15 protein-coding genes are annotated in these 13,787 nt (G+C 38.3%); 13 read left to right on the top strand and 2 right to left on the bottom strand.

The window, feature by feature from the left end; translation table 11 throughout:
* Window positions 1–139: 139 nt before the first annotated feature.
* The 6 genes from E8L90_RS13330 to E8L90_RS13305 all read left to right on the top strand — a co-directional run bounded on the left by E8L90_RS13330 (window position 140) and on the right by E8L90_RS13305 (window position 5,345).
* The gene (locus E8L90_RS13330) at window positions 140–478 is read left to right on the top strand and encodes a hypothetical protein (RefSeq protein WP_137029810.1); all 339 of its coding nucleotides are present in this window, start codon (window positions 140–142) and stop codon (window positions 476–478) included.
* Between the two features lie 32 nt (window positions 479–510).
* Window positions 511–1,143, top strand: coding sequence for a hypothetical protein (locus E8L90_RS13325; protein ID WP_137029809.1), 633 nt, complete (start codon window positions 511–513; stop codon window positions 1,141–1,143).
* A gap of 63 nt (window positions 1,144–1,206) precedes the next feature.
* On the top strand, window positions 1,207–2,145 hold the full coding sequence (locus tag E8L90_RS13320; RefSeq protein ID WP_137029808.1) for a hypothetical protein: 939 nt from the start codon (window positions 1,207–1,209) through the stop codon (window positions 2,143–2,145).
* 90 nt (window positions 2,146–2,235) lie between these two features.
* Complete coding sequence (locus E8L90_RS13315) at window positions 2,236–3,378, top strand: zinc-ribbon domain-containing protein (RefSeq protein ID WP_162309082.1); 1,143 nt, start codon at window positions 2,236–2,238, stop codon at window positions 3,376–3,378.
* Between the two features lie 734 nt (window positions 3,379–4,112).
* On the top strand, window positions 4,113–4,889 hold the full coding sequence (locus E8L90_RS13310; RefSeq protein ID WP_137029806.1) for a CPBP family intramembrane glutamic endopeptidase: 777 nt from the start codon (window positions 4,113–4,115) through the stop codon (window positions 4,887–4,889).
* A gap of 18 nt (window positions 4,890–4,907) precedes the next feature.
* Entirely contained in the window at window positions 4,908–5,345 is a 438-nt protein-coding gene (locus tag E8L90_RS13305; protein WP_137029805.1) for a hypothetical protein, read from the top strand.
* A 633-nt stretch (window positions 5,346–5,978) separates the two neighbouring features.
* On the opposite strand, the gene E8L90_RS13295 is transcribed toward E8L90_RS13305, so the two are convergent.
* Window positions 5,979–6,332 carry a DUF5412 family protein gene (locus tag E8L90_RS13295; protein WP_162309081.1) on the bottom strand — a complete coding sequence of 118 codons (354 nt, stop codon included), beginning with the start codon at window positions 6,330–6,332 and terminating at the stop codon, window positions 5,979–5,981.
* A 313-nt stretch (window positions 6,333–6,645) separates the two neighbouring features.
* Between E8L90_RS13295 and E8L90_RS31095 the strand changes: the two genes are divergently transcribed.
* The gene (locus E8L90_RS31095) at window positions 6,646–6,768 is read left to right on the top strand and encodes a hypothetical protein (protein ID WP_279633650.1); all 123 of its coding nucleotides are present in this window, start codon (window positions 6,646–6,648) and stop codon (window positions 6,766–6,768) included.
* Window positions 6,769–7,435: 667 nt separating this feature from the next.
* Complete coding sequence (gene sigK, locus E8L90_RS13285) at window positions 7,436–8,146, top strand: RNA polymerase sporulation sigma factor SigK (RefSeq protein ID WP_047072702.1); 711 nt, start codon at window positions 7,436–7,438, stop codon at window positions 8,144–8,146.
* Window positions 8,147–8,872: 726 nt separating this feature from the next.
* Here sigK and E8L90_RS13270 read toward each other — a convergent pair.
* Entirely contained in the window at window positions 8,873–9,253 is a 381-nt protein-coding gene (locus E8L90_RS13270) for a DUF1259 domain-containing protein (RefSeq protein ID WP_137029803.1), read from the bottom strand.
* 629 nt (window positions 9,254–9,882) lie between these two features.
* Between E8L90_RS13270 and E8L90_RS13265 the strand changes: the two genes are divergently transcribed.
* The 5 genes from E8L90_RS13265 (at window position 9,883) to E8L90_RS13245 (ending at window position 13,383) form a co-directional block, all read left to right on the top strand.
* Window positions 9,883–10,308 (top strand): hypothetical protein, encoded by a 426-nt coding sequence (locus E8L90_RS13265; RefSeq protein ID WP_137029802.1) that lies wholly within the window; start codon window positions 9,883–9,885, stop codon window positions 10,306–10,308.
* Window positions 10,309–10,663: 355 nt separating this feature from the next.
* Window positions 10,664–11,854, top strand: coding sequence for a hypothetical protein (locus E8L90_RS13260; protein ID WP_137029801.1), 1,191 nt, complete (start codon window positions 10,664–10,666; stop codon window positions 11,852–11,854).
* A 156-nt stretch (window positions 11,855–12,010) separates the two neighbouring features.
* On the top strand, window positions 12,011–12,241 hold the full coding sequence (locus tag E8L90_RS13255) for a recombinase family protein (protein WP_137029800.1): 231 nt from the start codon (window positions 12,011–12,013) through the stop codon (window positions 12,239–12,241).
* Between the two features lie 215 nt (window positions 12,242–12,456).
* A complete protein-coding gene (locus tag E8L90_RS13250; RefSeq protein ID WP_137029799.1) occupies window positions 12,457–13,014 on the top strand; it encodes a GNAT family N-acetyltransferase in 558 nt (185 codons plus the stop codon).
* Between the two features lie 117 nt (window positions 13,015–13,131).
* Window positions 13,132–13,383: a sigma factor-like helix-turn-helix DNA-binding protein gene (locus E8L90_RS13245; RefSeq protein ID WP_244297214.1), complete on the top strand. Its 252-nt coding sequence runs from the start codon at window positions 13,132–13,134 to the stop codon at window positions 13,381–13,383.
* Window positions 13,384–13,787: the final 404 nt, after the last annotated feature.

The following is a 13,787-nucleotide window of genomic DNA, read 5'->3' as shown; positions in this document are numbered from 1 at the left end:
ACGCCTTACAGATAGTCTTAGCACTACGTCGAAGGGGCAAGAAATATTTGGTATAATTGGCATGCGAATATCAACTAGATTTTATTAAGAAGGTGGATTATGAATATTTTTTGCTCAGAATAAAACTGTGATGGTGCTAATGGCAATTATTGATATGTGGAGGGATAAATTTGGTGTATTTACTATATGGGAAAAGGTCGGTGGTGCATTTAATTGGAGATATCGCCAGTCAGAGGAACGAGTCACTGGAAATAGAGTTAACATAGTTGATGTTAGTGAAATTACAAATGTTAGAAGTCATCTTCTTTCCTTGCAAAAAAATGGACAACTAAATATAGTCTACTCACACTGGATTCCAACTGAATTTGAATTATTTAATTTAATTAAACCTTGGTACAATGACGCGCGCGAAAAACAAGAAGATGCGATTGCTTTTGGGGAAACGCTGTATCCCAATTCTAGAAAACATTTTAGTTGAAATCAATATTTCATGAGAAGAGGGTAATATCAGTGAAAAAGAATCGGGATAGATTTTATATCGCATCATGGGACAACTATAACTCGAAATCACTCTTAGATTCTTGTAAGGATTTTGATCGGTCTTATCTACTGAATGTATATAAATCTGCACAAAAGTTACATACAAACCTCTTAAGTAACCGAAAAAAAGACGAGATTATGATACGGCAAATTACCCCTATCGTTTACCTCTATAGAAGTTATATCGAGCTAATTTTGGAATTCATGATTTCGTATATGCAAACCATAAACAGATTGCATGAGACAATACAAGGAGAGTCCCTAATTAAAGAGATTAGATTTGATCTTCAAAAAGATGGACTATTAAAAAGCTTTGAGAAAATAGAGTTAGAAATGAGATCTTTATCGTGTGACTTCCAATATTCCGAAACCTTTAGGGGTATTATTGAAGGATTTGACAGCGATTCAAATGGGGAAGAACTGGAGTATTTAGACCTCCATATAGAAAATAGATGGTACTCAGACGAATTCCATGGAGGCTTACTCCGTCTTAAAGATGATATTGGCATTCTAAATAGTGAATTTGATAACATTCTCGAATTGTTGGACAGTGAGATGGATGAATTGAAGGAAATTAAGAGTGAAGTCAATCGATTATTTTAATAAAAGAAGATTTTGATCAGGTGTGTTTATGGATATTATATTGTTAAGCAGGAGGCAGCATTTATGAAATTTTTACTAAGTGATCTTAGTCTTGTTTTCCCTCCAATCACAAATCAAGAAGGTTCTTGGTTATCTGATGATGTGGAAGTTAAGAATGTTGTTAAAAATTCAAAACTGTACATGATGGGACAAAGAAAAGAGTTATTGTTTTATGAATATTCTTTTGATCAAAATGAGGGTGTGTTTCATTTTAAGTTAAAGATGGGGGATATTATCAGTCCTACAATCCGTTATTATTTATTATACGATTTAGAAAAATATAATGTACCGTTCAAGACTATCAATATAGAAATAGGAGACAGGTTGTTTAGGGTGTCAGAGGTCTCTAATCCAAATCATATTCACATTTGGTTCACGCCAACATCTTTCTTATACCAGAATTCTCATCAAACAGTTACCGCAAGAACAGATGCAGATCATGATTTTGATTTTAGACAATTTTGCACATTTGAACTACTGTATGTAGGAATTTCTAAAGAGAATGATAGCTTGACGAGATTATATGAAAATGCACACCATGCCAGACTTGATATTTTGACAAACCTCCATCCTAAATCTTCATCTTCAAGGGTAACTGATGAACTGTTTATTTTTTTATTTGACGTAAAATATTTAAATGTAAATACCTTTGGAACGATTGAAGAATTTAAGAAAGATTTTGGATATGAGCCAGATAAACTGAAAATCATCGCTGATGCAGAAAAGGCTTTTGTAAAACTTTTAGATACTGAATACAATTCAATCAAATACTCAAAATATCCATTTAGTGGTGATGGACTTTACAGTGATGAACTAGAAAGGTACGGTTACAGTATTGCTGAAGATATTTCATTCTATACTAAATCGGTAGATTTTCATGGTGCATATGATGATAGAGAACCGCGTGATTTAATTATAGTCGAAGGAAGTAAAGCAGAAATCGTGAAAGCGTATGAAGATTAATAAAAAGGCATACCAAAGTCGAGATAATTTAAGCTTGGTGATACTAGAAACAGGTTAAAAGATGGTTTGATGGGGAAATGGGATGATCATGTGTCTAGAAAATTGACAATTCAGCAGATGCAAGTTCTTGCAGCACAATACGAAGGTAAGTGTATTTCTAAACAGTATGAATCAAGCTCTACTCCTTTAGAGTGGGAATGCAAGCATGGTCATCGTTTTATGAAGCAGCCTGTTAAAGTTAAAATTGGACAATGGTGTATGGAGTGCTCAGGACATATCAAAAAATACACCCTTGAAGATGCAATTGAAACTGCGAAATTCTTTGAAGGTAAACTGCTTACAAGTGATTTCAAAGGTGGCAGTCAAAAGTTAGAGTGGATTTGTAAATCAGGACATCACTTCAAAAGAAGTTTAGTTCAAATCAAACATAAAAATGCTTTCTGTAGCAGGTGTAACATTGGTGAAAGAGCAAAAACACAGAGATTAGGCATTGTAACTATGCAAGAAGTTGCAAGGAGCAGAGGCGGCAAGTGTTTGAGCAATGACTATCTTGATGCACACACGTTATTAAAATGGCAGTGCATCGATGGTCATGTTTGGGAAGCAAAACCCAACTCAATTATCTCATCCAGTAGCTGGTGTCCTAAATGTAAGAATTATATTAACATCAGCGAAGAAAGATGTAGATTTATCTTTGAGAGATTAACTGGTAAACCTTTTAAGAGCAGTAGAAGTATTATTAAAGGACAAGAGTTAGATGGATATAATGATGAATTGAAAATTGGATTTGAACATCACGGAAAACAGCATTATGATTTTGACTCCTTTTTCCATTGCAATTCTCAAGGGCTGGAAAATATTTTGACGAGAGATTCAATAAAGATTGAGAAGTGTATAGGGATGGGGATTTCTATAATCACGATACCTTATTCAATCTCAAATAATGATGAAAACCTTGTGTCGTTTATTTTTAAAGAACTGATAAAGAATGGTGCAGTTGTGGAACAGTATCAGATAAAAAATTTCTCCTTCGATGGGTTCTATCAATATATATCCCGTTTAAATCAATTGCAACAGCTTGCTTTGGAATTTAAGGAGAAACTATTGTCTACAGTATATTTGGGCAACAAAGGTCAGTATCTATTTGAATGCGAAAACGGTCATCAATTTTTCAAGAGACCGAACGACATCAAAAGTTACAATCAATGGTGCATCAAATGTAAAAAAATTTAGAATAAAATGGGGATTTCAATGTGTTTCTTAAAAAATACCTAAGGAGGAAAGAACAATGAAAGTATGCAGTAATTGTTTGTCAGAAGTTGATTACTATGCTGACGATGTAGGCGAGTTGTGTGAAGCATGCGTTAATGACGCCGAAGAATGATTAACAAATTGTGTATTATATTAACTTGCCAAGAAACACCTGCCATCCATACAGGCTGTAGGGATTACATATGGTGTACCAACAGTATAGACGGATTGACACGGAGCCTCTACGAGCATGATTAAGGGCGAACGGAGCAATGCCTGTAATGGATTCGCTTGGCTCCAGAGCCTATCATGTTCGCCTCTCCATGTAAATCCTGTCGGTACACTATATACAAACGTTGTTATATCCAGGCTTTGACGTGCATTTAGGTAATTTCAATCTACTATGTAGGGAGTTAAGGCGGATATTAAAACCAATACCCTATCCAGTAAATCGCTCCGCTGATTACGACCAATGAAATGAAAAACAAAATTCTTGCCTTAATTTTTGTTGTAGTTGGGGTAAAGAATATCTCAGCACCTGCCCATAACAGAAGGAGCAAAGCTAATACAACCTTAGATATTAGCGACAAAGTAATTTACCTCCACCTTTTTGGATAATTATACCAAAATCTCTTAGGAAAATCAGGTCGAAATCATAAGGTCTTTTAACACGATAGTTAACATGATAAAGCGGTGATTTGATTGGATGAAAAGGCATGAAACATTTTATATCTGAATTTTTTAAGCGGTTAGGGCTCTTTGTTATCAGTTTCTTTGTGCTTGGATGGTTACTACAGAATTTAGCGGAAAATGGTTTTTCAATTTGTATAATTTTTGCATCATTGATTACTTACTTCTATTTTGACAGAAAAAAATGGTCGATAGGTTTAAAGTTGAATGGCTTGTTTTGCGATTTGATCAAGGGGTTGTACGGTGGATGTATTTCTCTGTTAGCCATTTTCACTATTGCTTATTTGTTTGAAGGGCATAAGATAACTGAGTTTGCTTTTGATTGGACAGTGTTTGTTACTTGGACAGTTTTCTGCATTATTGCTGTACTTGGAGAAGAAATTTTAATTAGAGGGTACATATACGGAATTTTGAAATATAAGTTTGGTGCACTAGCATCATCTTTAATTAGTTCAGGACTTTTCGCTGCATTTCATTTTACTAGATTAGGTATCGACTTCCTTTCAATAACAACTTTGTTTTTGGCTGGAGTATGGTATGCCCAGTTGAGAGAAAAGTCTGGAGCGATTTGGGTTTCATGTGGTTTTCATTTCGCGTGGAACTACACCTCTGGGTTATTGGGGATATGGCGAGATAAAACAATATTGTTAACAACAGAGTTGTCACAGCAAACGTTAATAAACGGTGGCGAGTACGGCATTGAGGGAAGTGTCTTTAGTGTAATGACTTTTCTAAGTTTTGTTGTCTTTACCTATGTAAAGTCTTATAGAACAAATGAATTAAGAATCCAAATGAAAAGGTAATTTGATTAGGAGGCATTTGTGATTAGAAAAATATTAATTGCACTAGTATCATCCGTAATTTTTTGCCTGTCATTAGCGTTTTTAAACTATACTCCTGAAAATGATCGCGAACCTAACGTACACTACTTTTCTTTTGCCAGTTTGGTGATGATTTATCTGTTATATGCAACTCCTGTTTATCTATTGTTGGGCGTTCCAATTTCATTAGTAATTGATATTGTCAAGAGGAAAATAAGGATTTCAAATTCAATATTTAAGTATGTTTTTGAAGTTGTTGTTTACTTGATTTCTGGTATCTTGGCTATTTTTCTTACCTTAATTGTGTTGTCAGGTGGAAAGATACTTTTAGATATAACAGATGCTAGAAGATTATTCCAGCTTGGGGCAATAGCTTCATTGCTTTATTATCATATTTATATTATGAGTTTCTTGTTAAAAGGAAAGAAGAGCATATAAAACAGCGATTCTATGCAAACAGCTTTGAGTGAGGGAGCGTAAAATAGAAAATACAAAGAAAACAAGAGGGACAAGGCAGATTAGAGTTGGTCAAGTACATAGATACATTCAAAAGCTAGAAAGCGATGTAGCTAATTATACTTATCTTAGTAACGTTGCTAAAGAGATTGGTAATAGTATTGCATATGAAACAAATCGCGTTAAAGCTGAGCAGACAGAAGCGATCATAAATGAACTGAAAGAACTATTTCCAATTGAATAATGTCAAAAAACAATGGATGAAATATCGTTTTTATTATGACAAAGGGAGTGTAAGGTGATGGAAAAGGAATTCGAAGTGAAATATTGGGTAAAGAATGCAGAAGAAGAAACAAAAACGAGGAAAATATTAAAGGAATTAGAAGAGCTTAAATATATTTAGTCGGTCTTTTCATGAAATGGGGACTTCATGAGGATTGCAGTGTGTACTGATAAGAGGGTGAATTCATTTAATGTATACAAAATATGAATGGGTTAAACCTTTAACGAGTATCTATATTTACCATATTAATTATTTTTATTTAATTAATTCAAATATAAGGAGGAATTCCTCCTTGTATTTGAATATCCTACTGAGCATGAAAATTACTCTAATTAATCCATTGTTCTCTTGTCATACTTCTCAAATCTAACGTCTAAAACTCTCTCATTGATCTTAATGTGGGTATCGTCAAGCCATTTTACTTTTTCTTCGGTTTCTTTCCAACTCCAGTAAATAAGTCTCTCACTACCGAAAAGTCCCGTATTTACATCTACTCGTAAGCCACCTTCATCACCAACACGATATACCTTGGCAACGTACTGACTGTTTGGCGAATACACCTCATTAGTCAGTTCTCCCTCCCCGATCAATAATGTTGAATAAAATGCGATGTAATAGAGTGAAAAGGGAAGTAGGATCAAAATAAAGAGAGCAATGAATAACTTATTATGTAGGATTTTTTTCATGATACTCCGCCTTCGTGAATCAAAAATTTCTTATTCGAATCTATCATCTTCGAACCAATCAATACCTCTATTGATAGCAGCTTGATCGGTCGGATCATCAAAATAACTATCAAACCATTCCGCGCGCTACCTGTTAAAATCTGAACTAATCTTAATTCATTTTGGCTAAAAGATAAATAAAACAGCGCTTTGATTGAAGGTGAATAATAAGTTTGCATTCAACAAAAAACTTGAAGAGTCTGTAAAATATTCTGTGTAAACTCTCAACCTCTAAATTACAATTAGTCTTAGAAAGGTTGGGAGATTTTTTATGATGTCAAAAGAGCAGATCAAACATTGGATCAAAGAGAAGGATATGAAGTCTGTGGACGACGTACAGTCGGCTTTGAAGGATTTGTTTGCTGAAACGATCCAAGAAATGCTCGAAGCAGATTGATCTTGGACATTTCGTATTGAAGAAAAGCATGTTATCCACCAACTGAAATTGCTGTAAGATATGAACAAATAAGGAATGCTTGATTATGAGGATGAATTATTGATTCTTAAAAGAAAACATGGGTTCTATTATCAAATTGCCGAAAGTAATGGTATGTAAATCAATCTATTAAAAACTGAATACAAGATTAGTTTTAATAATCATTCAGGACATATCATACGAGGTGACGTTGTGTCATTTTACATTGTTACGCTGGCTATTAATCTATTAATTGGATTAATGAAGATTATTGCTACTTTATGAATTCTCAAAACAGACAACGATTATTATATTAAATTTTCAAACCACCTTAATGCATATTTTGAAAGTTTACAGATGAAAAATGAAAATACCTCAGAGTATGAGTGGCTGCTAAAACACTCCCCTAAGATGCAAAGAAAATTAGGGGGATATGGAGTAATTAACAGTCTTAGTGATGGCAATTATCAATATACAGACATACAAGTTCCCTTGATTATGTTACCAAAATACCCCATTTTTCTAAACAATCTTTTACCATACAAGCAACAGTGAATTAATCGACAACAACTCCATGCGTACAGGCACGCATAGGCGACCGCCCACATAAGGATAGAAGTAAGCTATTCCAGACGTGGAGGTGGCAGCCATGTCCAGCATTATCGCGGCGCTTTCCCTTGTGTTTAAAGAACTTCTCGTTTTTGTGGCTTATGTCAAGAACAATGCTTTCCCGCAACCGCTTCAGGACACCGAAGAAGAAAAGTACCTCCGACTCATGGCCAAAGGCGACCCTTACGCCCGCAACAAGCTGATTGAGCACAATTTGCGTTTGGTGGCGCATATTGTGAAGAAATTCGAGAACACAGGTGAGGACAGTGAAGATCTGATTTCCATCGGTACCATCGGCCTGATCAAAGCAATCGAGAGTTATCAGGTGGATAAGGGCACCAAGCTGGCTACGTATGCTGCGCGTTGTATTGAGAATGAAATCCTCATGCATCTGAGAAGTCTGAAGAAAACCAAGAAAGACGTATCCTTGCACGACCCAATCGGAACAGATAAAGAAGGCAATGAAATCACCTTAATCGACGTCCTTGGCACAGAAACCGACGAAGTGGTTGACGCTGTGCAGCTCAAGCTGGAGTCCAATAAAATTTACCAGCACATACACATCCTCGATGAGCGCGAAAAAGAGGTGATCATCGGCAGGTTTGGGCTGGATCAGGACAAAGAAAAGACACAGCGCGAAATTGCACGTGAGCTGGGCATTTCTCGGTCGTATGTATCCCGTATCGAAAAGCGAGCGTTAATGAAGTTGTTTAATGAGTTTTATCGGACAAAACAGCCGCAAGGAAGATAAAAGTTAAAGAAGTAAAGGAAAATCATATTGGAAAAAGATCACCCGTAAGATAGGCATTCTTTAAGCCAGCCGTCTTACGGGTGATTGCTATGCGAATAACCTGAATTCTCTTATGGCTGCCGGGGGCGAGTCTGGAAAGTGAGCCAAGAAACAGTATACATAGAAAATCGAATAACGAAGGTAAGGCAGACGAGCTCTACATTAAACAACACTCCTTTTCTTGGAGTGTAACGTGGGAGGATGGGCAAAAAAGACCCCACCCTGAAAAGTTTTTCAAGAGTAACGATAGTTATCTTTCCCATCTACGACCTTCTATTGTTTTTTTGTATGAAGTAAAGAAACAGAGGAAAAGCAAATGATAGACCAACAGTTAAAGTTGCGGTTACGTATTATCCACCAATGCTTAATGTGATGCTTTCTAACTTCTTGAAAAAGGCAAGACTGTTCCCAAAATTGCCAGTAACAAATATAGTTTTTTCATTTTCTACTTGGACCATAGTCATTTGAGAAATTGATTTTCTACCAGCAATTCGCAGTAGAAGGGTACCGAGTACCATTACACTTACAGACTGCCACATCTACACGATTTGTTAAATGGGGAGGAGAGACGATGAAAGTATGTAGCAAGGAGACGACTAGGCAAGACAACAATCGATGTGTGAAACGATAGTGGCAGGCAATGAAAGAGGCGCTAAGGCATTATACGCTTAGCGCCACTAGGATCGGTTATTTCAGTACATTCAAAGCACGTCGTAGTTTCTTTGCAAACTCTATGGGGGGCTCAACAGATTCAAGATGCAAATACATGAGGCGTGGCTTATCAAAGAGCCAGTGGTTGTGCAGGGCAGTAACGATAAACCCTTCTTTACGAACAGCGTCAATAAACTTTTGGACTTCGGTTTGCAGGAGTGTAAATTCACCAGTGTTTAAGGTGTTTCCTTCTTTATCAAGGGATTCAACGGTAATTTCGTGCTCAGTATCATAGGGTTTGCCCAAGATTGTTGCATTGAGATTACGCTTAACCGTGATAGAACAAGTATCATTTGACATGCCTGTCCCACCCAGAATTTTAGCTATACGATCGCATAAACTTTTCGGTATCTTCAAGTGTGATCCTCCTTTTCTTAATTCAATGCATTCTATGTAGAACAGAATAAGAGGTTCTGGACAGGGGAAAAAAAGGGTGCATGTACAAGTGAAATGATAGTAGCAATGAGATTACTACAAATGATTACACGACAGACAAATTGCTCGTCTATGCGTATTACGAAAGAAAAAGGATGCTATACATCAAATTGCTACGGCACTCGGGATTATCTGAGTGTCTTTTTTTGTGCCAAAAAGACCGACAAAAAGCTGGATACAAACCCTCTTGGAACTTTTAAAAATCGCGAATAACTTCGCAGGGATTTACCTGACAGGGGACTACATACGAGACCTACTGCTTAGGCTACTCGCCCCTTGACCAGAACTTCTCATAATTGTTAGCCGATCCTGCCCTTAGAGAAAGGTTTGGCTTGAGGGCGGAGACCCCAATTGAAAAAATCCCAAAAAATTTTAAATAATACACTTGTGTTATTTAGGTGATGGATGTTATGATGTTTTTGTAATAAATGGGAATGAATGGGAATTGGTTGTCTGTAACATTTAAATGTCGGCTACCAAGTCCAATCCCCCATTAACTTGCTTCTCTTCTGAGGGCGGGTAAAAATAAGAGTAAGAAGGAGTGTTTTTTGATGAAAAAGTTTCTGACTAGTTTAGCAACACTGGCACTATTGACTTCAGCCGTACCTGCATTTGCACACGAGGGACAGCAATCACCTGCAACTACTGCAACCGCTCACGATTCATCATCAAAAGTATCTTCTAGCGAAGATGAAAAGTATGAAGATGTGTATCAAGATATTGGGGTGAAGTTTAATTATATTCCGGGTGTGGATAGATATAAGTGGGTTCGTTACAATGTGACCGATGGATATGAGGATGCGTCTGGTACGTCATACACTACTAGCTCAAAAATCTATAGTTTAAGAATTGGAAAACTATACAGGATACATGCTTATGCTGTAGACGAAAACAATAGAATACTCGCAGTATCAGCCCCGACGGAAATTAGAGGGGAAAAAGGTTGGGATACGGTTATTAATTTTTGGTTAAAATAAAACAAACTGAATAGTTAGACACAAGAGCACCCACGCGGTGCTTTTTCTTTTGAAAATGAACTCATTAGCAACGGATCCAGTCACAGCCCCTTGTCCAGTCCTTCTCCTATTCGAATACGTGGATCCTGTCTCAAGTAGGCAGAATGACCCGGTGCACCCTAGCCTAGCTTAAGCCTGTGACCGTAATAGGTAGGATTAGCTTGCGGCTAAGACCTCTGCCCGAAGGTCGGGTATGCTTAGGTAAATATGTGTGGAATGTAACTTTATTCAAAAAAGATTCGTCTAACAAATGTATTTGCAAACACCCGTTAATCAAATTCCGGTATGCTTGCCCCATTGAGGAGGGAACAAATCTATGAAAAAGGTTATGTTCATCACTGCAATTGCAGCCGTTCTGTCTGTCGGGCAGATCGCCTATCCGATTCAAGAGGCAGGAGCGGCAACGGTGGCCTCTTATCGCATTGACTACAAAATGCCCACGGTCAATACGCTGGAAGAAAAAGAAGTTTTTCATTCTCTCCTAAAAGATGCGCTTAAGATTAAAAATCCGCATCCGGCCAGCATCCTGGACAAAAACAGTAAAAGCCTCACGGAAATGGTCGGCGATCTTAACGGTACTGACACACCGCGTGGTTTCATGATCGATGAATTCAGCGTCTCTAAAGATGGGTATTTGCTGGCCCTGTACAATGAGATTGGGATATTGGATCCCGTCTATCCCCAAGGTTACGATCCTGCCCTCATTAGTAAGCAAATAGCAGAGCAGGAAGCATCTGGTCAATGGGGGAGCGAGCTACGGAAAAAGCGAGGAGAGATGGAACTAAAAGGGCGGATAAACGCACTTGTCCAGGCGGGGTACGTACAGTCTGAGGAACTGAAAGACCAACGGCTTACGAAGCAATTTGTTGCGGAGACATTGTACCGCTTGTACAAAAACGTTAGACCTTATAAGGGGAGTGTAGCTCCCAAGGACAGCCAAAGTGAAGCGGTCCGCTGGGCAGTAGAGGTGGGAGTGCCGGGATTCCAGGTCGATGCAAAAGGGTTTGTGTATCCGCAATCGCAGCCATACTACACAAGTATGCTCGACTTCATCCATCTGTTTTTGCCTAGCAAAAAAGCGACTGCTGGTTGGGAGTATTTTCAATACGAAGTCAATCAAGTCTTGTTGCTAGAGGTCGTGCACAACTATTCGGGCGAATTGCTGCATGTAAACAACAAGCCAATGTCTTCCCTTCCCAACTATGTGATGCTGTCTGATCTTCCGGAGAAGAAGAAGGCCGAAACGCAGCTCAGCGCCTCTCTTGCCCCTATTATAATAGAGATGGTGGAACAGGTCCGGCGAGAAGTCCAAAAACCGCGCGTGTGGGACTGGCGAACAGACGTAATCCGGCATCCTTCCTTTACCAAGCTTGTGAGCGAGTACCGGAAAACGAAGAGTCAAAAAGCGCTGAATCAGGTCTATCAAACAGTCAAAGCCCGCTATAATTTATTCGATCGGCAGGACTCGCCGCAGGTTATGAAAAACGTCCTGGATCGTATTCGGTAAGCTTTCGACGAAAACCGTAGGGGAGGCCCAAGCCTAACACATTATTATCTATACACCATGATCAAAAAAAGCACCCATGTGGTGCTTTTTCCATGTTTCCTCACTACTTTTGACAAGCCGTTCGCGCATATCTTCTCGACAGGAGGGAGAAGCCGTATGATCGGGATATATGCTAGGGTGAGTACAGAGGAACAATCCAAGAGCGGGTTCAGCCTCGACAATCAGGTAATGGAATGCAGGAAGAAAGCAGCGACGAGTGAAGCTGCTGAATATTACTTATCGAAGGCACAGGATGAGCTAACATTCGAGGATAAGAAAGAACTGATCCGTCATGTGGTTAAGGAAGTTAGCGTTTTCGAAGAGAGTGTAGAGATATACACTTTCTAATGTTCTGAGTAAATAATGGACGGTTAAGCTAACGGGCTTATCGATTAATAAGCTGTAGCACCGGTCAAGCAATGATTGTACAATTAACTAGGGAATCCTAAATGCTAAATAATACCAGGAGGTTATGAATATGACGGAGCAATATGTATTCCGTTAAGTCCGTGGTCCCCCTTCATATCTCTATTCTCACCTTATAAAAATATAGGAGGACGAATATGGATATTTTAATTAGAGAACTGAGGGCTGGGGACGATGATTGTGGTACAAACATTGATGGGAGCTTTATCGTGGACTCTACCCTTGTCTTGTATCTGATGGGACAGCGAATCGGATATACGGTGAAGGAGAGGCCTCTTAGAAATAAAAGCTACGATGATGAACAGCTTGAAGAAGATACTGTTGAGGATTATTCGAATTATATCGGCAATCCCCATCAAATCATTTATGTAGCGCTCGTAAATAATCAAGTTGTGGGTCAAATTGTTTTGAAAAGAAATTGGAACAAATATGCCTATGTGGAAGATATCAAAGTTGATAAGAAATATAGAGGATACGGTGTCGGTAAAAAACTAATCGAACAGGCTAAACGCTGGACGAAGAATGGCGGTATGCCGGGAATCATGCTGGAGACACAAAGTAATAATGTACGCGCATGTAAATTCTACGAAAGTTGTGGTTTTGTCATCGGAGGTTTCGATTCCTACGTCTACAGAGGTCTAGATAAGGATAGTGATGAGATAGCGATTTATTGGTATCTTATACTTGAAAAATAAGTGATTATGCATATACCTTAAGAAGCCGAAATAGTGTTAACTGCTCCCCTTTTGACATTAAGATTGAAATCCTCATGCATCTGAGAAGTCTGAAGAAAACCCAAAAAGAATGTATCCTTGCACGACCCAATCGGAACAGATAAAGAAGGCAATGAAATCACCTTAATCGACGTCCTTGGCACAGAAACCAACGAAGTGGTTGACGCTGTGCAGCTCAAGTTGGCGTCTAATAAGATTTACCAGCACATACACATCCTCGATGAGCGCCAAAAAGAGGTGATCATCGGCAGGTTTGGGCTGCATCAGGACAAAGAAAAGACACAGCGCGAAATTGCACGTGAGCTGGGTATTTCTCGTTCAGTTGTTTAATGAGTTTTATCGGATGAAACAGCCGCAGGGAAGATAAAAGTTAAGAAGTAAAGGAAAATCATTTTGGAAAAAGCTCACCCGTAAGATCGGCATGCTCTAAGCCAGCCGTCTTACGGGTGATTGTTATGCGAATAACATGAAAAATGATTGTATTCACATTTTCCTGCGAAAAAAACAATCGTAACATTTGATGCATTTGAAACAATTCCGCCTGATGTAAAGCTTAATGTTGGAAGGAAAAGAGGAGAAAATCTTCGGCTCTTATGGCTGCCGAGGGCGAGTCTGGAAAGTGAGCTTAGAAACAGTGTACATCGAAAATCGAATAACGAAGATAAGGATGGTGCGTACAAATGAGCGACTTTGGTAGGTAGACGACCTCTACATCCTAATAATACTAAAAATTG

This window comes from Brevibacillus antibioticus, assembly GCF_005217615.1.
In the GTDB taxonomy this organism is placed as follows: domain Bacteria; phylum Bacillota; class Bacilli; order Brevibacillales; family Brevibacillaceae; genus Brevibacillus; species Brevibacillus antibioticus.
This window is presented reverse-complemented; position numbering and strand designations above follow the sequence as displayed.